At 66.7% G+C, this 22023-nt stretch carries 13 protein-coding genes; 3 read left to right on the top strand and 10 right to left on the bottom strand.

The genetic code is table 11. The features are described 5' to 3' along the window. Nucleotides 1-5: 5 nt before the first annotated feature. The 10 genes from tssE to SNE35_RS15675 form a co-directional block, all read right to left on the bottom strand. Nucleotides 6-533 (bottom strand): type VI secretion system baseplate subunit TssE, encoded by a 528-nt coding sequence (gene tssE, locus SNE35_RS15720; protein WP_320423873.1) that lies wholly within the window; start codon nucleotides 531-533, stop codon nucleotides 6-8. After that, entirely contained in the window at nucleotides 526-1362 is an 837-nt protein-coding gene (locus SNE35_RS15715) for a type VI secretion system accessory protein TagJ (protein ID WP_320423872.1), read from the bottom strand. Before SNE35_RS15715 ends, tssE begins: the two co-directional genes overlap by 8 nt. 37 nt (nucleotides 1363-1399) lie before the next feature. Further along, a complete protein-coding gene (locus SNE35_RS15710; RefSeq protein WP_320423871.1) occupies nucleotides 1400-1975 on the bottom strand; it encodes a zinc ribbon domain-containing protein in 576 nt (191 codons plus the stop codon). Nucleotides 1976-2037: 62 nt separating this feature from the next. Continuing rightward, nucleotides 2038-2658 carry a type VI secretion system tube protein Hcp gene (locus tag SNE35_RS15705; RefSeq protein WP_320423870.1) on the bottom strand — a complete coding sequence of 207 codons (621 nt, stop codon included), beginning with the start codon at nucleotides 2656-2658 and terminating at the stop codon, nucleotides 2038-2040. Nucleotides 2659-2724: 66 nt separating this feature from the next. Beyond that, on the bottom strand, nucleotides 2725-3252 hold the full coding sequence (locus tag SNE35_RS15700) for a type VI secretion system tube protein Hcp (protein ID WP_320423869.1): 528 nt from the start codon (nucleotides 3250-3252) through the stop codon (nucleotides 2725-2727). 128 nt (nucleotides 3253-3380) lie between these two features. After that, a complete protein-coding gene (locus SNE35_RS15695) occupies nucleotides 3381-3914 on the bottom strand; it encodes a type VI secretion system tube protein Hcp (protein ID WP_320423868.1) in 534 nt (177 codons plus the stop codon). 56 nt (nucleotides 3915-3970) lie between these two features. Beyond that, nucleotides 3971-4519 (bottom strand): type VI secretion system tube protein Hcp, encoded by a 549-nt coding sequence (locus SNE35_RS15690; protein WP_320424357.1) that lies wholly within the window; start codon nucleotides 4517-4519, stop codon nucleotides 3971-3973. A gap of 118 nt (nucleotides 4520-4637) precedes the next feature. Further along, a complete protein-coding gene (gene tssC / locus SNE35_RS15685; protein ID WP_320423867.1) occupies nucleotides 4638-6128 on the bottom strand; it encodes a type VI secretion system contractile sheath large subunit in 1491 nt (496 codons plus the stop codon). A gap of 37 nt (nucleotides 6129-6165) precedes the next feature. Beyond that, nucleotides 6166-6663 (bottom strand): type VI secretion system contractile sheath small subunit, encoded by a 498-nt coding sequence (gene tssB / locus SNE35_RS15680; protein ID WP_320423866.1) that lies wholly within the window; start codon nucleotides 6661-6663, stop codon nucleotides 6166-6168. Nucleotides 6664-6939: 276 nt separating this feature from the next. After that, nucleotides 6940-7977 carry a type VI secretion system protein TssA gene (locus tag SNE35_RS15675; RefSeq protein WP_320423865.1) on the bottom strand — a complete coding sequence of 346 codons (1038 nt, stop codon included), beginning with the start codon at nucleotides 7975-7977 and terminating at the stop codon, nucleotides 6940-6942. Between the two features lie 268 nt (nucleotides 7978-8245). Here SNE35_RS15675 and SNE35_RS15670 point away from each other — a divergent pair, with 268 nt between their 5' ends. Genes SNE35_RS15670 through SNE35_RS15660 form a run of 3 tightly spaced genes read left to right on the top strand, consistent with a single transcriptional unit; the run spans nucleotide 8246 to nucleotide 22008 of the window. Continuing rightward, entirely contained in the window at nucleotides 8246-9835 is a 1590-nt protein-coding gene (locus SNE35_RS15670) for a ShlB/FhaC/HecB family hemolysin secretion/activation protein (RefSeq protein ID WP_320423864.1), read from the top strand. Between the two features lie 48 nt (nucleotides 9836-9883). After that, nucleotides 9884-15430, top strand: coding sequence for a YDG domain-containing protein (locus tag SNE35_RS15665; RefSeq protein ID WP_320423863.1), 5547 nt, complete (start codon nucleotides 9884-9886; stop codon nucleotides 15428-15430). After that, nucleotides 15427-22008, top strand: coding sequence for a YDG domain-containing protein (locus SNE35_RS15660; protein ID WP_320423862.1), 6582 nt, complete (start codon nucleotides 15427-15429; stop codon nucleotides 22006-22008). Before SNE35_RS15665 ends, SNE35_RS15660 begins: the two co-directional genes overlap by 4 nt. Nucleotides 22009-22023 lie beyond the last annotated feature (15 nt).

Below are 22023 nucleotides of genomic sequence, written 5' to 3'. Positions count from 1 at the left end.
CGGGTCTATCTCCGCAGTTCGCGCACGCGCGTGCTGCCGGTTTCCACGTCGACGTCGGCGGCCAGCAGCAGCTCCAGCGGCACGGGCTGACTCCACATCTGACCGCGGATGACCAGCTGCATCATGTTGTGATGATTGTTGGGGTCGATCTTGACTTCGATGCTCAGGGTCTTCGGATCGATGCGCGGCTCGAAAGCCTTGATCGCCTCGGTCACCTCGCGTTCGATCAGCTTCGTGTCCATGCTGGCCAGCGTCACCCCGGCGAAGGCCGGCATGCCGTAGTTCAGCACCGAGCGCCGCGCTTCGGGCGCGGTCTTCCACAGGGCGAGATCGTCCCTGCGCGAGGAGTTGGGCTCCGGCTCGTTGCGGATCGCGTTGAACAACCAGGACAGGTCGCGCAGCACGGCGGCGCGCAACTGCTGGCGGGTCAGCGCACGCGCATCGAGCGCTTCGGTGCGTTGCTGGGGCGCGTCGTCGATCAGGCGGTCCAGCAAGGACGGCTGAAGGCGGTCACGTGAGTTCAGCTCAGCCATCGACCCCGCCCGCGGCGGTTTCGCCGGCAGGCTCCAGCTCGATGAGGTGCACGCCCAGCAGGTCGTGCTCGCCCTGGTCCGTCACCAGCACGCGCTGGCCCAGACCGGTGAAGCGCTCGTGGCCGATGTCGATCCAGTCGGTGCGCGCGGCCATCAGGATCTGACCATCCTCACTGGTCTGCGAACCGGGGTAGCGCGTCGGGATCATCGCGATGGCCTCGCCGCCGTTGGCGAATGACAGGTTGGCCGGCAGCCATGCGCGATCGCGCAGGTCGGTCGGCGGCTCGATTGCGACGCTGCTCAGGCGGTTGAACGGAATCCAGTAATACTTGCCGTTGACCATCGCCTCCAGCACGGGGCCCAGGCGCGAGTCGGCATCGGCGATCCACTCGAAGGGCTCGCCGTTGATGCGGCCCTTCGTCGCCGGCGCAGCCTCGAAGGCGCGCTCCGCCAACTGGGCGGACAGCTCGCCCGCACCCTGGCCGGCTTGCAGCAGGGATTCGATCAGCAAGCCCATCCATTCATCGGGCTGGCCGAAGATCATCGGCGAGCGGCTGCCCTTGAACACGGCGGCGCGCAGCAGTTCGCAGCGCAGGGCATGGCCCACCATCTCGCGCATCGGCCCGGCCGCGGAATCCATGTCGGCCACGACGTTGAGTTGCGTGTGTGCGCGCTCCCACTGGCCCAGCACGCACAGCAGCTGGGCCATGAAGATGCGCAGCTTCGGATTCGCCGGCGCGGCCTTGACCGCGGTGGTCAGCGCGGTCAGCGCGGCCTTGGGGTCATTGGCGCGGACGGCGGCTTCGGCGATGGCGAGGGAATCGGTCATGGTGTCCGTTCAGGTATGGGGCTGGTTGAGCGCGCTGTCAGAAACCGTGTCCGCAGTCGCCGCAGAAGCGTGCGCCGCGCTCGGCCATGGCGCCACAGCCGGGGCAACTCTTGTGGGTGCTGGCCATGTCGAAGCCGCATTCGGAGCAGAAGCGGCCACCGCTGCCCGCCGTGCCGCAATTGGGGCAGGCCTGGCCGCCGGCCTGGGCCGCGCCGGACGCGCTGCCGGCGTGGTGGTGTCCATGTCCGCGAGGTTGCTGGAGGCACTTCTCGCAGGTATCGCTGCCGTCGAGGCAATCCTCGCAAAAGCCCTGACCGCAAGAGACGCAATTCGTGAACATGCGCGCGGCCTGGGGCATCGCCTCTTCCAGTGCCTGGGCTTTGGCATCGCGCATGCCGTAGTCGGCCATGCCGCTGGTCATGCGACTGGCCTGGGAGGCACTGCTGAAGAGGAAGCCGAACCGGGTCAGGAACCCGGTCAACTGGCCCTTGCGGTAGGGCTTGAACGGTGTCTTCCACTTGCGCGTGCAGCCGCAGCAATAGAACTCGAACTGGAAGCCGGCGTTCAGGTCGGAGCTGCCGCTGCTCAGGTCGCGATAGTTTTCAAGTGCCATGGTGAAGGCCGCCGTGCTGGTGGAGGGAAAAGGGTTGTGTGCTCATCGTCCGGGTAGAGGTCTTACTCGCCCTTGACCTTGGGCTTCTCGGCGTTGACCGGGATCTTTTCGGCCTTGTTGTAGGCGCTCTGGAGGTCGCCCTTGACCTGGATCAACTGCTCGCTCTTCAAGGCCTTGAACTTATCCAGCAGCGCCTGCACGTCGTCCCTGCCGGCCATGTCAACCGTGCGCTCGTGGTTGCTGGTCTTGGTCGTTCCGAGCTCGGACGTGTACTGGAGCGTCAGCTTGGAATAGGTGAGGCTCCAGTCCTCCTTGATCTCGCCGCTCTTCTCGCTGTCGCTGGCGTCGATCTTGAATCCGGTGAGGCGGGCTCCGGTGAGCGTGATCAGCAACTTGATCTTCGAGTCCGTATGCGAATCCAGCGTGAGCACTGCGACCAGCTCCTTGGCCACCTTCATGTGCTCCATCATCGGCGTGCTGGACTTGTCCATCAGCTTGCTGAAGTCCAGCTCGCCGGGCTCCGGCCGGCCGCGATCCCTGCCCTCCGTCTCCTTCGCGCGGGCGATGTTCCACTTCATGCTGGACAGCACGATCTGCCCGAGATAGTCGGCGTCGGTCGCCTCGCCGGGGACTTCGGCGCCTCCAGCGGTGAGTTTCAGATAGAGGCGGGAGAACGATGACATGGCGGGCTGATGGCTAGGTGGGCGTGTTGAAGCGCTGGCTGAGCAGGATGGGCGGCCTGTTCTCTGCTATTTCTTCTCCGAACCCTTGTTCGCCGGGATCACGGCTGGCGCGGCGCTGGTGCGTGACTTGCTCGCCTTTGGATAGGAGCGATAGGTCAGACCTGCCTGTTTGGTGAACGAGATCGTCACGTCTTCGGACAAGGCGATGGTCTTGCCGGAGTCGCTGGCGGACAGGTCGATCTTGTCGATGTGGCAACCCTCCAGCTTGATCTCCAGCATGGCGTCGATCTTGGCCATTCCGTCGGCATCGGGCGCGCCGCGGCTGGCCGGATCGAGAACGCGCAGCGTCGCCGTAAATGGGTCGTCGGACGTCATCATCTGCCGCAGCGTCGTGCTGGCGCTGTCGAAGCGCTTCTTGATGCTCACCGCCTTGGCGTCGAGCTGGGCCGTCATGTTGGTCGTGACCGCCTCCCGGGTCAGCTTGGCGTCCACGTCCCACGAAAACGAGTCCACGACGATCTGGTTCTCGAAGTGGGCGATCGTCGATTCACCTTCCACACCGGCGATTTCGAGCAGGATCAGTGAGACGGCCATGGGGTGTTGTCAGTCAAAAACAAGGACGGCTTGGCTTGATCCATGCTCAAACCAAGCCGTGCCGGGCGCGAATACAGAGGTATCCGACGGATACGCGGCCTCCGCGTTACACGGGGAGGCTGCCTCGGTCAGGTGAACTTGATGGCGGTGGCGCCCGCCACTTCCGACTGCATCGTGGTGATGCTCCAGGTGAAGGGCGTCGGTGCCTGGACCAGCTTGCCGTCGTTGCCCTGCGCCTTGTAGCCGACCGCGACTTCCTTGAAGACCATGTCCACTTCCTGCGTGACCTTGCCGTCTTCGCCGCCCTTGGTGGAGACCTTGGTGATGAACACGTTGGTCATGACGATCTGGAAGAACTGGTCGGCCTTGTCGCCGCCGGTGTTCTTCAGCATGTCGATGTAGACGACGTCGAAGGACTTGCCCTGCACGATCTTCGTCAGGATCGCGGCGGAAGAAGTGTCGTAGTCGTGAGAGAAGTTCAGCGTGCCGGGATTGGGCTTGCCCACGGCGGCGCCGGTGCCGCTGAGGTTGTTGTGCTCGGCCTCAATGTCCCAGCTCCAGTCGGAGATTTCGATCCAGCCGTTCTTGCCGTTCCGCACTTCCTGCGGGGACTCGCCGGTGTCTACGTCTTTGCCGAAGTTGATAAAGCTATTTCCAGGCATGATGGGTTCCTCTGAAATGGGTCAGTACGTTGCGCGGGATGGAGGCGATGGTCGCCTCAGTCCTTGGCGTCAAGCTTCAGGGTGATACCGGTCTTCAGTGTCTTGGACGCGACGTTCCAGCCGAACTCGCGGATGGCCGTGTCCAGCTGGCCGGACTTGCCCTTGGCGTCGCCGGCGGCTTCGCTCAACTGACGCTTGTAGCCGATCTGGATGGCCTTGTAGACGAACTCGACGTCCTGGGTGACTGCACCGTCTTCGCCGCCCTTGCTGCCAACTTTCGTGATGAAGCAGTCCAGCATCTTCACAGCGAAGAAGACGACCGGCTTGCCGTCGGAAGCACCCGTTGACTTGAGCATCTGCACTATCACGCTGGCGAAGCTCGTGCCGAGCACGATGTTCTTCATGATGACCGGCGAGGACCGGTCGAAGCTGTGGGAGAAGCTGAAGACGCCGGGTGTCGCAACGCCGACCGAGGCGCCCGTTCCCTTCAGGAAGTTGGTCTCGGCCTCGACATCGAAGCTCCAGTCGCCGATCTCCGACCAGCCGTCACTGAACTTGTGGGTACTCTGCATTGATTCGCCTTGAATCATGCCGTTTTGTCCCATGAACTTGATGAATGCATTTCCGGGCATGGTAAATCTCCAGTGTTGGTTTCAGTGGCGCGTGTAGATGATGAGGACCGAAGCGGTTGCGCCGTCTGCGAACGCCCTCCGGCCCCTGGTTTCAGCCCTTCTCCGACGGCAGCTTGGAGACCAGGCGCAGCGAGACCGACAGCCCCTCGAGCTGGTAGTGCGGCTTCAGGAAGAACTTGGACTGGTAGTAGCCGGGCGCGCCTTCCACTTCCTCGACCACCACTTCGGCTGCGGCCAGCGGGCGGCGTGCCTTGGTGTCTTCGCTGGAGTTGGCCGGATCGCCGTCGACATAGTTGCCGATCCAGTTGTTCAGCCAGCGCTCCATGTCGTCGCGCGACTTGAACGAACCGACCTTGTCGCGCACCATGCACTTCAGGTAGTGGGCGAAGCGATTGCAGGCGAACAGGTAGGGCAGGCGGGCGGCGAGGGCAGCGTTGGCCGTCGCGTCCGGATCGTCGTATTCGGCGGGCTTCTGCAGCGACTGCGCGCCGATGAAGGCGGCGAAGTCGGAGTTCTTGCGATGGATCATCGCCAGGAAGCCGTTCTTGCTCAGCTCGGCCTCGCGGCGGTCGCTGATCGCGATCTCGGTCGGGCACTTCGCATCCACGCCGCCATCGTCGGTCGGGAAGGTGTGCATCGGCAAGTTCTCGACGGCGCCGCCGGACTCGATGCCGCGGATGCGCGAGCACCAGCCGTAGACCTTGAAGGAACGGTTGATGTTGGTCGCCATCGCATAGGCGGCGTTGCACCAGGCGTACTTGTCGTGCTCGGCGCCGACGGTGTCTTCCTCGAAGTTGAAGGCGTCCACCGGAGCCGTCTTCGCACCGTACGGGATGCGGCCGAGGAAGCGCGGCATGCACATCGCCAGGTAGCGTGCGTCGTCCGATTCGCGCAGCGAGCGCCAGGCGGCGTACTCCGGCGTCGTGAAGATCTTGGTCAGGTCACGCGGGTTGGCCAGTTCGCCCCAGGAATCCATCTGCATCACAGTCGGCGCGGCGCCGGTGATGAAGGGCGCATGGGCGGCCGCGGCGATCTTGGACATTTCGCCGAGCAGCTCGACGTCCGGCGGCGAGTGGTCAAAGTGGTAGTCGCCGACGATGGCGCCGAAGGGCTCGCCACCGAACTGACCGTATTCCTCTTCGTAGAGCTTCTTGAACAGCGGCGACTGGTCCCAGGCCGTGCCCTTGTAGCGCTTCAGGGTCTTGCCGAGGTCCTGCTTGGAGATGGCCATCACGCGGATCTTCAGCTGCTCGTCGGTCTCCGTGTTGTTGACCATGTAGTGCAGGCCGCGCCAGGCGGATTCCAGCTTCTGGAAGTCCTCGTGGTGCAGGATCAGGTTGACCTGTTCGGACAGCTTGCGGTCGATCGCGGCGATCATCGCCTCGATGCTGGCGACCGTGTCGCTGCTGATCAGCTTGGCGTTGACCAGCGCGTTCTGCGCCAGCGTCTGGACCGCGGTCTCGACGGCCGAGCGGGCCTCATCGGACTTCGGTTTGAATTCCTTGCTCAGCAGCGACGCGAAGTCGTTGCCCTCAACCGTGACGCCGGCGAATGCGGCGCTCTGGGATTGCAGTTCAGCCATGGATGGTGCTCCGGAACCTGTATGGATAACTGTTGACTTACTCGTCAGCCGGCTTGGCCGAGGCGGACAGCGACGACAACAGCGCCGGGTCGGCCAATACCTTGGCGATCAGTTCTTCGGCTCCGCCCTTGCCGTCCATGTAGGTCACCAGGTTGGAGAGCTGCTGGCGTGCCTCGAGCAATTGCTTCAGACCCTCGGATTTCGCGGCGATCGCGGCCGGGTTGAAGTCGTCCATGTTCTCGAAAGTCAGGTCGACCGACAGATTTCCTTCACCCGTCAGCGTATTGGGCACGGTAAATGCCACACGCGGCTTCATTGCCTTCATGCGGGTGTCGAAGTTGTCGACGTCGAACTCGAGGAATTTGCGGTCGGCGACCGGCGGCAGCGGATCTTCCGGCTTGCCGGCGAGGTCGGCCATCACGCCCATCACGAAGGGCAGCTGGATCTTTTTCTCAGCGCCGTAGAGTTCGACGTCGTACTCGATCTGCACCCGGGGCGCACGGTTGCGCGCGATGAATTTTTGGCTGCTTCCCATGGAATCTCCGGCTGGAAAAAAATCTGAAATAGGAAATTTGGACTGCTACAACCCCTAGGTTGCGAGCCCTGCGAACGCAGTGTATGGCTGCGTGAGTAAGACGTTACCTAGGTAACAACCCGAATATTTTCTGAAGACCGTGTGCGCTTAGTCGCATTTCTCATTCCGGGAGAGGAACGATGGGCTGCAAAGTCGCAAAACCCTGCCCTTATTTACCTGCGAGACGCGGATTTCTGTCCGATCGATGAATCGACTCCCCCGCAAGTGAGGGGGGTATCAGTTGCTGTTGAAGTCGTTCGGGTCCACGCCCATGATCTTCGCCACCTCGGACATCGCATCCGGGGCGAGTTCTTGCATCAACTGCATGAAGTTCTTCTCGATCAGACGCTCGGCGCGGCGCAGCAGCATCTGGGCCGGGTTGGTCGGCTCGTTGGCCTCGAGGTAGGCGCAGATCAGGTTGATCGCCTTGACGGCGTCGGCACGGCTTTCGATTGCGCCCATGCCGCCACCGCGGCGCCGCGGCGCCGCAGCGCCGGGTGCGTCGTCACCATCCGCATCGCCACCGCCGGACTCGCCGCCTTCGCCCGAAGCTTCGTCGCCGATCTCTTCGGGCAGCACTTCCTTCAGCGCGTCGACCATGCCGCGCAGCGCCTTGACGTCGGTGGCGTTCTCGATGCCGAAGCGGTCGTTCATCACCGTCTGCAGCGTCTTCAGCGCCGCCATGCTCTCCGTGATCCAGGTGCGCAGGCGTGCGGTGAGTTCCGGGAACTCGCCGAGCATTCCGGTGATCTGCGAGCGGGTGCGCGTGACCTCGTCGGCGCGCGGGCCCAGGCGCTCCAGCGCAATCTCGATCTCGCGGATCGTCAGGCCGCCGAGGCGCCGGTCCTTGATCAGCAGGCCCTGGCGCACGTCGCCGAGCAGGCCGTCGAGTTTGTCCAGGCTGCCGAGCACGGACAGGCGCGCGAACGCGTCACCATCGTCTGGGTCATTGCGCGGGTGCAGCTCATCCCAGAAACGGTCGATCTGGCCGCCCAGCAGTTTCAGCGCCGCGGGCAGGGCTTCGACGCCTTCGATATTCAGCACGGCGCGGCACCACGGCATGGAGACGCGCAGGTCCCGGGTCTTGCCAAACAGTTCTTCCGATACCTCGCGCACGACCTGCCACTGCGGCGGTTCGGCCGGCGCGAACTGCGTCTCGGGCTTGCCGGCCGCCGCCTGCTCCAAGGTCAGGAAAGCCGGGTCGTATTCCATATCCGGGCCGCAGGCTTCGCCATCGAGAGGTTCGAGCCAGGGATCAATACCTAGGGTTTCCATGGAGTTATCGCAGTCCGTGTAAGTACCGAGTTATGGAAATCGCGCAAGGCCGCGTCGAATCCCTCGGCGCCGCTGTTGCGGGGACGCAATGTACCACCCGTATTAATAACAAGTATGGAGGCGAGTCCCGTTCAGGAGGGATGACGTCAATCCCTAATCGAACGAGAATGTTTCAGAGTTCACGGCTTGTGCCGATGCCGATCAAATAACGGGTTACGTAATGAGAGCAGATCTGCTAGCTGTTCAATTGGCCTGTGCGTTCGCCGTGATGTCGACGGCGAGTGCGCAGACGACCGAATCCCCCGACACCGCGGCACCGGCCGCGTCGGCGGTCAAGGTCCAGGTGAGGGAATTCAAGATCAGCGGCAGCAAGCTGCTCCCTGACGAGAAACTGCAGGCGGTGGTTGCGCCGTACAAGGGCGAGCGCAGCCTCGACGAGCTGAAGGCCGCCGCCCAGGCCGTGCAGGACGCCTACCGCAACGCCGGCTACGGCGCGGTGATCGCCTACCTGCCGGAGCAGACCGGCGCGGCGCCGGGCGAGGTGACGATCGCGGTGCTGGAAGGCCGCATCGAACGCGTCGTCGTCTCCGGCAACAAGCAGTACACCGAGGCCAACATCCGCCGCAGCCTGCCGCTCATCAAGGAGGGCGAGACGCCGCAGGTGCAGAAGATCGACGCGCAGATCCAGCTCGCCAACGAGAACCCCGGCAAGCAGGTCGCGGTCTCGCTGGAGCCGGGTGCGAACCAGGGTGAGGTCAACGTCAACATCAGCGTGCAGGAGCAGCCCGCGAGCCGCGTGACGGTGGCCGTGGACAACACCGGCAACGACAACACGGGCCGTTGGCGCACCAGCCTGTCCTACTCGAACGCCGCGCTGTGGGACCTCGATCACAGCGTCACCCTGCAGTTCCAGACCGCGCCGGAGAACCCCAGTCGCGTGCAGGTCTACAGCGCGAACTACCGCATCCCTTTCTACGGTTTCGGCTCGACGCTGGACCTGTTCGCGGCCCACTCCAGCGTGGACGGTGGCAACACCGCCACCGCCGCCGGTCCGTTGCAGTTCAGCGGCAAGGGCAATGTGTTCGGCGCGCGCTTGACGGACTACCTGGTCCGCCTGGGCGAAGTGGACCAGCGCCTGATCTTCGGCCTGGACCAGCGCGAATACCTGAACAACTGCGCGATCACGGGCCTACCCGATGGCGCCTGCGGCACCGCCGGCGCCAGCGTCGCCGTGCATCCGGTTTCGATCGAGTACACGGCGCAGCGCGGCGGCGAACGCGCGATGGGCATGAACATCGCGCTCTCGCACAACCTGCCGGTGGGCGGCAGCCATGCCGGCGAGGACGACTACGAGGCCGTGCGCGCCGGTGCCAGGCGCAACTACACCACGCTGCGCCTGGGCGCCTTCGGCTCGCTGCCGTTGGGTGCCAACGGCATGCAGCTGCAGGCCCGTTTCAATGCCCAGGCCACTGGCGACGCGCTGGTGCCGGGCGAGCAGTTCGGCCTCGGCGGCGCGACGACGGTGCGCGGCTACGAGGAGCGTGAGGTCGTCGGCGACAGCGGCTTCGTCGGTTCGGTGGAGCTCTACAGCCCAGACTTCGCGGCGCGCTTCGGCGAGCGCGTGAAGTCCGCGCGCGTGCTGGCCTTCATCGATGGTGGTCACGTTTCCAACCGCAAGGGCCTGCCTTGCCTCGGCAACGCCACCAGCTGCTGGCTCGGCTCCGTCGGCATCGGCTTCCAGCTGAGCACCGGGCCATTGAGCCTGCGTGTGGACCTGGCCAATGCGCGCCGCGACGCCGTCACCACGCGCCGCAACGACTACTTCACGCACTTCAGCGCGTCGTACAGCTTCATCTGAGCGATCACGCTCCACCCGTCGTTCCCAGCTTTACCCCAGAGGCGAGCCATGAGTACCTCCCGCACGTCTGTTCTGCTGCCGACCCTGTTGCCGACGCGCTTCGCGCGGCGCCGCCTCGCGCTTGCGCTGGCCGCGTGTTGCTGCGTCGGGCTGGCTCAGGCCGGAGGGACCTTGCCGACGGGCATGCAGGTGGCGCAGGGGCAGGCCAGCGCGGTCGTCAACGGCAACAAGCTGACGATCACGAACAGCAACGGCGCGATCCTGAACTGGCAGAGCTTCTCGATCGGCGCGCAGAACGCGGTGCGCTTCGACCAGGCCAGCGCGGCGAGCAAGGTGCTCAACCGCGTCACCGGCAGCGATCCGTCGAGCATCCTCGGCAGCCTCTCCAGCAACGGCCAGGTCTGGCTGCTGAACCCGAACGGCGTGCTGTTCGGCCAGGGCGCACGGGTCGATGTGGCGGGCCTCGTCACCTCCACGCTGAACCTGAACGACCAGGACTGGTCGGCCGGCCGCTACCTGTTCACCACGCCGGTCAGTGGAAGTAACGGTGTAGTTGCAGGGATCACCAACCAGGGCGAGATCCGCAGCGCCGCTGGCGGCCAGGTGATGCTGATCGCCGCGGGCGAGGTCCGCAACGAGGGCCTGATCGATGCCGCGGGCGGCCAGATCGTGCTGGCCGCCGGCGCCAGCGTGGAGCTGGTGGACACGGCCTCGCCGCGCTTCAGCGTCAAGGTGTCGGCGCCGCAGGGCGAGGTGCTGAACCTCGGCCAGGTCAGCGCCGCGGGCGGCCGCATCGACGTGATCGCCGCCAGCGTGAACCAGCAGGGCTTGGTGCGGGCGGATTCGCTCTCGGTCGGCCCGGGCGGCGAGATCGTGATGAACGCGGGCCAGCGCCTCACTCTTGCGGCCGGCAGCAAGACCACGGCCGACGGCAGCGGCGGCACGGGTGGCACGGGCGGCACTATTGAGCTGCTCGGCACGCAGGTCGCACTACTGGACGGCTCGCAGGTCAGCGCCTCGGGCACGACCGGCGGCGGCACGGTGCTGGTGGGCGGCGGCGCGCAGGGCAAGGACGCCAGTGTGCCGAACTCCGATGCGGTCTATTTCGCACCCGGTGCCGGCATCCGTGCCGATGCCACCGGCAGCGGCGATGGCGGCCACATCGTGCTGTGGAGCAATAGCGCGACCCGCGCCTACGGCTCGCTCAGCGCCACCGGCGGCGCGCAGGGCGGGGACGGCGGCTTTATCGAGACCTCGGGCGGCTGGCTCGATGCACGCCCGGCCGCGGTGAACCTGTCGGCACCGAACGGCAAGGCCGGCATCTGGTTGCTGGACCCGTACGACATCACGATCTCGGACAACGTTAGCGACAGCGGCACCGACCCCAACTTCACGGCGACGACCGAAGGCTCGACGATCTACAGCGGCACGCTGCAGACGGCCCTGGGCAACGGCTCGGCCGTCGTCGTGCAGACCGGCAGTGGCGGCAGCGCCGGCAACAACGTCGGCAACATCGCGATCACCAACGCGACGATCAACGTCACCAGCCTGACACCCGGCAGCCTGACGCTGATCGCCGATGCCGACATCACGATGACCGACTCGAGCATCGTCAGCCAGAACCCGATGCCGGTCAGCGTGCAGGCGGGCCGTGGCCTGGGCACCGGCCGCATCCAGATGAACGACAGCCGCATCGTCAGCGGCGGTGGCGACATCACGCTGGGCGGCTTCGGCTCCGGCGGCACCGCGTCGGACTACAGCAGCTTCGGCAACACGGCCTTCGCAGCGAGCAGTGGGGGCCCCGGGATCTGGCTGCGCAACGACAGCATTCTGGATGGCGGCACCACCGGCAATGTCAGCCTCAGCGGCGTGGGCGACACCGGCGTGCTGCTGAACCTGGCGACGGTGCGCGGCAAGGAGATCACGATCCACGGCACCGGCAATGCCGGGGCCGGCGTGGAGGTCGACAGCACGGGCCTGACTGGCACAGGCACGATGCTGGTCGATGGCTTCAGCGCTGCCGGCGGGGCCGGCGTGTCGATCAGCGCCGGCACGATCCGCGTGGCGCCCGCTGACTACAACGAGTACCGCACGCTGACCATCAATGGCACCAGCGGCGGGTTGCTCAGCGGCATCGAGGTGCTCTCGGCCAACACGCTGATCCAGGCCGGCTATGCCACCGACCTCTACCTGAACGCCCGCAACTCCTACGACAGCCAGGGCAGCGCCACGCTCGCGCTGAAGGGCACGCTCGATTCGATGCAGGGCTACGGCATCACGATCAACGCCTCCAGCACGTCTAGTTCGACGGCCGCGGTCAGCATGACCAACGCGGTGCTGAATGCGTCGGGCACCGTCAACATCAGCGGCCCGGGCTCATTGGCGCTGAACAACTCGAAGGTCAATGCCGGCGGCCAGATCAACGTCCAGGCCGACAACGTCTCCCTCGGCATCGGCTCGCAGCTCGCCTCCACCGACAGCTACGACACCGATGTGATCGTCATCACCGGCAACAACGGCCAGCCGCTCAGCAGCTTCTTCAACAATGCCGGCGCCGACGCGCTGCACATCAGCGACACCAGCAACGGCGGCCGCTGGATCGTCTGGGCCAATGACGTTACCGACGGCCAGACCTTCTCGCCCGGCGGGCTGAACTACGACTTCACCTTGCACGGCGCGCAGTACAACGGCGCCTGGCAGGGCTACCTCGGCAACGGCTACATCTCTTTCCAGAACAAGAACGGCAACGCCTACGGCGGCTCCGTCGTCAAGGACTACGACGGCACGACCAGCGCCTCGCCCAGCTACATCGTCATCAGCGCGCCGGCCGTCGGCGGCAGCGCCAGCGGCCAGCTGACCGATAGCAGCGCCGTGCATTTCGACGACAAGAACGTGGGCTCCACCGGCATCAGCGTCGATGCCGGCGGCGTCTCCTTCGTGGACAGCGCGGGCAAGCCGGTCTACGGCATCAACACCATCGACAGCATCCTGACCGGCCAGATCAACCCGAAGGCCATCACCGTCAGCGTGGCGGTGGACACCAAGACCTACGACACCACCACCGCGGCCACCGCGCATGTCACGTTCAACGGCCTCGTGGACGGCGAAAGCCTGCAAGGCAGTGCCGGCGCGGCCAACTTCGTCGACGCGCATGCGGGGACCGGCAAGTCGGTCTCGGTCAACATGAGCTACAGCGACGGCGCCGACGGCACCGGTCTGCTGTCCAACTACACGATCACCGGGCCGACCTCGGTCACCGGCGACATCCTGAAGGCGCAGCTCAGCATCAGCGGCCTTACGGCGCAGAACAAGGTCTACGACACCACGACGGCGGCGACGATCGGCGGCACGGCCACCGTCACGCCCTTCGCGGGCGACAGCGTCAGCGTCGGCGGCACGGCGAGCGGCAGCTTCGCCGACAAGAACGTCGGCACCGGCAAGCAGGTGACGGTCACCGGTCTCACGCTGACTGGCACCGGTGCGAGCGACTACGAGCTCGTCAGCCAGCCGACCGGCCTCACTGCCAACATCACACCCGCTTCGCTGCCGGTGAGCGGCCTGGTGGCGCAGAACAAAATCTACGACGGCACGACGGCCGCCACCTTGCAGAACACCGGCGTCGTGCAGGCGTTGGGCAACGACCAGGTGACTGTGTCTGGCGGCACCGGCCAGTTCGCCGACAAGAACGTCGGCACCGGCAAGACGGTGATCGTCACCGGCGTGACGCTGTCGGGGCCTGACGCCGGCAACTACAGCGCCACGTCCGCGCAGAACAACCTCACGGCCGACATCACGCCGCTGTCGCTGAACGTCTACGGCGTCTTCGCCAACAACAAGGTCTACGACGCGACCACAGCGGCCACGCTGGGCGGCACGGCCCTTGTCTATGGACTGGGCGGCGACGCGGTCAGCGTTTCGGGCACTGGCGTCGCGAGCTTCCAGGACAAGAATGTCGGCGCCTTCAAGCCGCTCAATGTGAGCGGCTTCAGCCTGAGCGGCGCGGACGCGGGCAACTACACGCTGGTGCAGCCGGTGCTCACCGCCACGATCTCGCAGGCCACGCTGACCTACGTGGCCACCGCCGCCACGACGCAGGCCGGCCTGATCCCGACCTTGCAGGGCACGGTCACCGGCTTCGTCGGCAGCGAGACGCAAGCCGACTCGACGACCGGCACGCTGAGCTTCGTCACCCCGGCCAACACCAACTCGCCGGATGGTCAGTACGCGATCAACGGCCAGGGCCTCTCCGCCCAGAACTACCGCTTCGTGCAGGCCGAGGGGAACGCCACGGCACTGACGATCACCGGCGGCTCGCAGCCGGTCGTCGTCCCGCCGGTGGATCAGTCGGTGAAGACCACGTTGCTGACCATCGCTGCGATACCGAGCGCCCCGACCAACGCCAGCACCGGCAGCGTGCTGGACCTGACCGGCCCGGCCAACACGACCGGTGCCGTCATCGCCTCGGCCAGCGCGCTGGCTGCTGCTCCGGCCGGCGCCGCCAGCTTCGCGCCGGTGCGCATCAGCGGCATGTCGATGGACGAACTCGCCGCGATGCTGGAGGCGCGCGACCGCTACAAGAAGAAGCTGTTCGCCGATGCGATCTTCAAGCTGGAGCAGAACCCCGCGCTGGCCGACGTGCGCGCCTGCACGAGCCTGGGCGATGCCGCGTCCGGCGCCTGCCTGGTGACCGTGGACCTGAAGCGCCAGCAGGCGGCCCTGACCGCGAAGGCGGAAGCCTCCGTGCAGGAACCGCAGAAGCCCAGCCTGCAGGAGCAGGCCTTCCTGGCCACGCGCCGCCACGTCAAGCAGGCCTCGCTGCCGCAGATCGAGCGCAAGGTCGCGGTGATCATCGGCGTCGACAAGTACGAGGACAAGGAGATCCCGCAGCTCGACAACGCCGTCAGCGATGCCGAAGCGGTGGGCAAGCTGTTCGAATCCAAGCTCGGCTACGAGACCGTGGTGATCCCGAACGCGACCAAGGCCACCGTGATCGGCACGCTGAACCGCCTCGCACTGACGATGAGCCCGAAGGACTCCGTGGTCATCTACTACGCCGGCCACGGCGACGTCGTCGAGGCCACATCCCAAGGCTATTGGCTACTGTCCGACGCCGATGCGAAGAAGCCCGAGACCTGGCTTAGCAATGCCGACATCGGCCGCCTGGTCACGCAGATCGGCGCTTCGCAGGTGGCGCTGATCTCGGACAGCTGCTATTCCGGCTCGCTGGTCTCGGCCGACCAGCGCATCCGCGGCAGCAGCACCGGCAGCATCGACCCCACGGAACTGCTGGAGCGCAAGTCGGTCGTCGTGATGTCCTCGGGCGGCAACGAGCCGGTGTTCGACAGCGGCAAGCAGGGCCACTCGCCGTTCTCCTACAACCTGATGAACCAGCTGAACCAGGTGGACAAGTGGCAGCCCGGTGGTAACGTCTTCGAGCGAGTCCGCTTCGCCGTTGCCAAGGAACTGCCGCAACGTCCGCAATACGGCGCCGCGGTCGGCCACCAGGCCGGCGGTGACTATCTGTTCGAGCAGCGCCAGCTCGACGCCGCCGGCGCCAACGCCAGCGGCACCAACAACAACACCCCGCAGCAGTGACCAAGCAACCCGCAAGCCATCGTCCCATCCGGCACTTCACCCCGCGCCGCCTCGTTCTCGCCCTGGCCGGTTGCGCCTGGCTCGGCATGGGCCAGGCCTCACCGCCGACCTTGCCGACCGGCTTGCAGGTCGTGCAGGGCCAGGCCACCGCCGTCACCAACGGCAGCAAGCTGACGATCACGAACAGCAACGGCGCGATCCTGAACTGGCAGAGCTTCTCGATCGGCGCCGGCAACAGCGTCCGCTTCGACCAGCCGAGCGCGACCAGCCAGGTGCTCAACCGCGTCACCGGCAACGACCCGTCCAGCATCCTCGGCAGCCTGTCCAGCAATGGCCGGGTGTGGCTGCTGAACCCCAACGGCGTGCTGTTCGGCCAGGGCGCCCGCGTCGACGTCGCGGGCCTCGTCACGTCCACGCTGAACCTCAACGACAGCGACTGGACCGCCGGGCGCTACCTGTTCACGACGCCCGCCGGTTCGGCGCAGGGCAGCATCGTCAACCAGGGCGAGATCCGCAGCGCGGCCGGGGGCCAGGTCTTGCTGCTGGCCGGTGCCGGCGGCGTCAGCAATGAAGGCCTGATCGACACCCAGGGCGGCCAGATCGTGCTGGCCGCGGGCGCCAGCATCGAACTGCTGGACACCGCCACGCCGCGCTTCACCGTCAAGGTGACGGCACCGGCCGGCGAGGTGCTGAACCTCGGCTCGCTCAACGCCGGCCGCATCGACGTGCAGGCCGCGACGGTCAACCAGCAGGGCGTCGTGCGCGCCGATTCGCTGGGCGTGGGCCCCGGCGGCGAGATCGTGCTGCAGGCCAGCGAACGCGTGACCCTGGCCGACGGCAGCATCACCAGCGCCACGGCGGCGAACGGGCAGGGTGGTTCCATCGACGTGCTCGGCAACGAGGCCGTGCTGCTGGGCAGTGCGCTGGTCGACGCCTCGGGCGCCAGCGGCGGCGGCGCGATCCGCATTGGCGGCGATTTCCACGGCGCCGGCACCTTGCCGACGGCCGCGCGCACCTACGTCGGTTCCGGCGTGCAGTTGCATGCGGATGCCACCGGGCGCGGCGACGGCGGCAGCGTTGTCGTCTGGTCCGACGACAACACGCGCTTCCTGGGCAGCCTGTCGGCCCGCGGTGGCGCGGACGGCGGGAACGGCGGCTTCGCCGAAGTGTCCGGCAAGCAGTTTCTGGATTTCCGGGGTTTCGCCGACCTGGGCTCTGTAGCGGGTGCGCGGGGCACGCTGCTGCTGGATCCCTTGAACCTGACGATCCAGGCAACGGGAGCCGATGTCAATGGCGACGGCAGCAACGCCGACCTCACTTTTGGCACGGTGGCCTGGGACTACGCCCCGGGCGCGAACAGCGTGATCACGAGTGGGGCCGTGCAGTCCATGCTCAGCACCGGCGACGTGGTGCTGGAGGCGACCAACAACATCACGGTCAACAGCGCGATCAACGCAGGGGGCGCGGCCCATGCATTGACGATGCATGCCGGCAACGACATCGACGTCAATGCCTCGATCGGCGGCATGCTGGCTTTGAGTCTGACCGCGAACTACACCTTCACCTCGGGCACCAATCCACCGGCGCCTTCGGGCGTCGGCGCACTGCACTTCGGCACCGGCGTGCAACTCGGTGCGGGCAACATCACGCTGAACGCGGCCGGTAGCATCATCTTGCCGACGGTCAATGCCTCGGGCACCAACGGCAACATCAACGTGACCTCCACTGCCGGCGGCATCAGCCAGACGGGCGCCATCACCACAACCCAGATTGGCAGCAGCTTCACCGCCAGCGGCATCGGCAGCAGCATCGATCTGGGCAGCCAGGCCAACAGCATCGCGGGCCTGTCCAGCGGTTTCCTGACGTTCTCGGCGCCGCAGGACGTGATCATCCGGGACCAGGGCAGCATCTCGATCCCGACGAGCATCAGCAACCTCGGCGGCAAGCTGGTGCTGATCTCCGACACCGGCAGCATCACGCAGACCGCGCCTTTCTCGGTCGGCGCCGACGGCAGCAGCTTCACCACCAGCGCGACAGGTCAGACGATCGCGCTGACGCAGGCCAACGTGCTGAGCGGCCACACTGTGTCGCTGAATACCACCGGGACGGCGGCTGACGCCAGCCTCACGGGCGACACGATCAACTTCGCAGCCAGCACCATCGGCGGCAAGCTGACGGCCGCGGCGTCCACGGGCGGCATCTCGCAGTCCGGCGCCCTGGTACTGGGTGCCGATGGCAGCAGCTTCACCACCGCGGCCGCCGGCCAGTCGATCAACCTGACCGACACGGGCAACAAGTTCGGCAACTTCAAGGTGGGCTTCACGACCGCTGCCGGCGGCGACGTGAGCGTCACGGCGGAAGCGCTGTCCTTTGCTGGCAGCAGCATCGGCGGCAACCTGACGGCAACCGCCATTGACGGTCTCAGCGCGCAGGCCGGCACGATCACGATCAACAACGCCAGCGTCGTCTTCACCGGCAGCGGTGCGCTCTCCGCGAACCTGCTGGCCGACAACAACGTCCTGCTGAGCTCGGCACTCCTCGGCAACAACGGCATTCCACTCAACGTGACCTTGAGCGCCGGCAGCGGCGTGGTCTCGCTCAACAGCAGCTCGATCTCGAGCGGCGGCGGTGCCATCGTGCTCGGTGGCGGCGGCAGCGTGACCCTGCCCAACGGTGGCAGCCTCTCCGGCGCGGCGCCCGGTGGCGTCAGCATCGCCAACTCCAGCGTCGTCGAGGCCGGCTCCGGCAGCGTTTCCCTCTACGGCGCCAGCGCGAGCAGCCAGTCGGGCGTCGGCGTCAGTGCGTCGAGCCAGGTGACGGGCCGGCAGATCACGGTGCACGGATCTTCGTCCTTCGGTCCGGGCGTGGAGGTGGACACCGGGACGCTGACCGCGGGCAGCGGCCCGATGACGATCACCGGCGTGGGCGGCACCGGCATCGAACTGAGCGGCGCGACGCTTGGTGCCGGCGGCGACATCAGCATGTCCGTGGGTGGCTCGTCGGCGACCATGTCGCTGTCCAGCTCGACCATCACCACGACCGGGGGCGTGATCAACCTCAGCGGCGCATCCGCGATGACGCTGAGCGGCAGCCAGATCACGGCCGATGGCCTGCTCACGATCCAGGCCGACAGCCTGACGCTGAGCGGCGGCTCGGCGCTGATCTCGAACCGGCCCAGCGGCGACGCGATCCTGATCGAAGGCAACAACGGCACCGGCATCGGTCACTTCGTCAACATGGCGGGCTCGCAGGGGCTGCAGGTCAACGGCGGGCGCTGGATCGTCTGGTCGGCCGACATCAACGACGAAAACAACTTCGACTCGCAGATCTCGGATTACGACTTCACCCGCTACGGCGCCACCGGCCCGGCGAGTTGGGCCAACGATGTCGGCAACGGCTTCGTCTCCAGCACGCAGCCGAATGCCAACCTGAACGGCTTCACGCCGGACAAGACCTACGACGGCACGCGTGCCGTGACGTCGACGGGCACCAGCTTCAACGTCTCCACTTCCGTCGGCACCGCCACGGTGGCGTCCGGCGCCACCCTGCTGTTTGACAGCAAGGACGCCGGCTACGGCTCGGTGAACCTGAACGACGACAGCCTGGTCACCTACCTGGACGGCAACAACAAGCCGATCTACGGCCTGACCCTGCAGTCGCACATCCAGGCGACGATCAATCCGGCGGATCTGACGATCACGCTGGCCGCCCTCGACAAGGTCTACGACCGTACGACCACCGCGAACGTGACCGCCAGCACGACCGGCCTGGTGGCCGGCGAGCAGCTGACGATCACTACCAGCGGCACGTTCAGCGACAAGAACGTCGGCACCGACAAGGGCGTGGAAGCCAATGTCTCGGTGAACGACGGCACCGGCGCGAACGCCGGCCTGACGAGCAATTACAACTGGAACGTCGTCAACGCCAGCGGCCTGAAGGCCAGCATCACGCCGGCCACGCTGTACATCGGCGGCCTCACCGCGCAGAACAGGATCTACAACGGTGGCACAGGCGCGACGCTCACTGGCACCGCACAGGTGACGCCGATCAGCGGCGACGACGTGTCGCTGCAGGGAACGGCCAGCGGCAGCTTCGCCGACAAGAACGTGGCCAACGGCAAGACGGTGAGCGTGACGGGCCTGTCGCTGGGCGGGGACGACGGCGGCAACTACGTGCTCGCCTTCGCCAACCCGTTGACGGCGAACATCACGCCGCTGAACCTGACCGTCAGCGGCCTCACGGCGGTCGGCAAGACCTACGACGCGACGACCGTCGCGACGCTGGGCGGTACGGCCAGCGTGTTTGCGCTGCCTGGCGACAGCGTGTCGGTGCAGGCCGGTTACGTGGGCAACTTCAGCGACAAGAACGTCGGCACCGGCAAGACCGTGACCGTAAGTGGCCTCGTGCTGACCGGCGCCGATGCGGGCAACTACACGGTCAGCGGCCCGAGCGGATCGTCGGGCGGCCTGACGGCCGACATCACGCCGGCCTCGCTGCTGGTGAGCGGCCTGGTCGCGCAGAACAAGGTGTACGACGCGACGCTGGGCGCCACGCTGGGCGGCACGGCGAGCCTCGGCAGCTTCGCGGGCGACCTGGTGAGCGTGTCCGGCACCGGCAGCGCGCAGTTCACGGACAAGAACGTCGGCACCGGCAAGACGGTCACGGTCTCGGGCCTGAGCCTCACCGGCGCCGACGCGGGCAACTACACGCTGGTCCAGCCGACGGGGCTGAAGGCGAACATCACGCCGGCCACGCTGCAGATCGGCGGCCTCACGGCCGGCAGCAAGGTCTACGACGCGACGACCGCGGCAACGCTCGGCGGCACCGCCAGCGTCAGCGCCTTCGCCGGCGACACGGTGGGCCTGGCCGGCACGGCCAGCGGCGCCTTCGCCGACAAGAACGTCGGCGCCGGCAAGCAGGTGACGGTGTCGGGCCTGAGCCTCACCGGTGCGGACGCCGGCAACTACACGCTGGTGTCGCAGCCGAACTTGGCGGCGGACATCACTCCCGCCATGCTCAGCTACGTGGCCGACCCGGTCACCAAGGCACTGAACGCGGCGCTGCCGGCGCTGAGCGGCAGCGTCAGCGGCTTCCTGGGCGACGACACGCAGGCCAATTCGACCAGCGGCAGCCTGAGCTTCACGACCTCGGCCACGGCCACCTCGCCGCAGGGCAGCTATGCGATCAACGGCCAGGGCCTGGAGGCGCAGAACTACCAGTTCGTGCAGGCGCCCGGTAACGCAAGCGCGTTGACGGTGAGCGCGCCGACGACGGCGTCCCCGCCGCAGGTGGTCATCCAGTCGACGGCGGTGGCGATCCAGTCGGTGGCGCCGGTGGGCCTGACGATGCCGACGGCGCCGACGAGCATGAACACCTCCTCGGGCATGGTGGACCTGACGAGCCCGCCCGCGTCGAGCGGCAGCACGGCCTCGCCGGTCGCCGCGAGCTTCGCGCCGGTGCGGCTGTCGGCCCTGTCGATGGACGCGCTGGCGTCTCTGCTGGCAGAGCGCGACGCCTACAAGCAGGCACTGCTGGCCGAGGCCGCGGCCAAGCTTGAGAAGAACCCCGGGCTGGCCGATGTGCATGCCTGCCAGTCGCTGTCGGAGGCCGCGGCCGGCACTTGTGCCGTGACCGACGAACTGAAGCGCAAGGCCCAGGCGGAGGGCACGGCGCAGGCGCTGGCCAGCGCGCCGGTCGCTGCGCCGGCTGCTGCACCCGTGCCCGCGCCGGTTGCAGCAGCGCCGGCCGCTCCCGTCGTGGCCGCGGCGCCTGTCGCACCGCCGCCCGCCCCGGTGCAGGCCCTGCCGACGCGGCGCCATGTGAAGCTCGCGGCACTGCCGCAGATCGAGCGCAAGGTGGCCGTGGTGATCGGCGTCGATGCCTACGAGGACCGGACGATCCCGTCCCTGGGCAACGCGATCAACGACGCCGAGGCGATGGGCTCGATGTTCGAAGGCAAGCTGGGTTACGAGACCGTGGTGATCCCGAACGCCACCAAGGCCTCGGTGATCGGTACGCTGAATCGCCTGGCGCTGGCGATGGGCCCGAAGGACTCGGTGTCGATCTACTACGCCGGCCACGGCGAGCTGGTCCAGCAGACGGGGCAGGGCTACTGGCTGCTGTCCGACGCCGATGCGAAGAAGCCCGAGACCTGGCTCAGCAACGCCGACATCGGCCGCCTGATCAACCAGATCGGCGCCTCGCAGGTGGCGCTGATCTCGGACAGCTGCTACTCCGGCTCGCTGGTGTCGGACGAGCGCATCCGCCCGAGCGGCACGCCGCCGGACCCGGCGCAGGTGCTGCAGCAGAAATCGGTCGTCGTGATGTCTTCGGGCGGCAATGAGCCGGTGTCGGACGCCGGCAAGCAGGGCCACTCGCCGTTCACCTTCAACCTGCTGAACCAGCTGGGCCAGCTGAAGCAGTGGCAGGCCGGCGGCAATGTGTTCGAGCGCGTGCGTTTCGCCGTGGCGCGCGAGCTGCCGCAGCGGCCGCAGTACGGCGCCTCCGCCGCGGCGGGCCACCAGCGCGGCGGCGACTACCTGTTCGAGCAGCGCCAGCTCGATGTCGGGCCACAGTAAGCACCGGCAGCGTTA

It is taken from the genome of Roseateles agri (assembly GCF_034043675.1).
Classification (GTDB): Bacteria; Pseudomonadota; Gammaproteobacteria; order Burkholderiales; family Burkholderiaceae_C; genus KK5.
The sequence above is the reverse complement of the archived record's forward strand: the minus strand, read 5'-3'. Positions and strand labels throughout refer to the sequence as shown.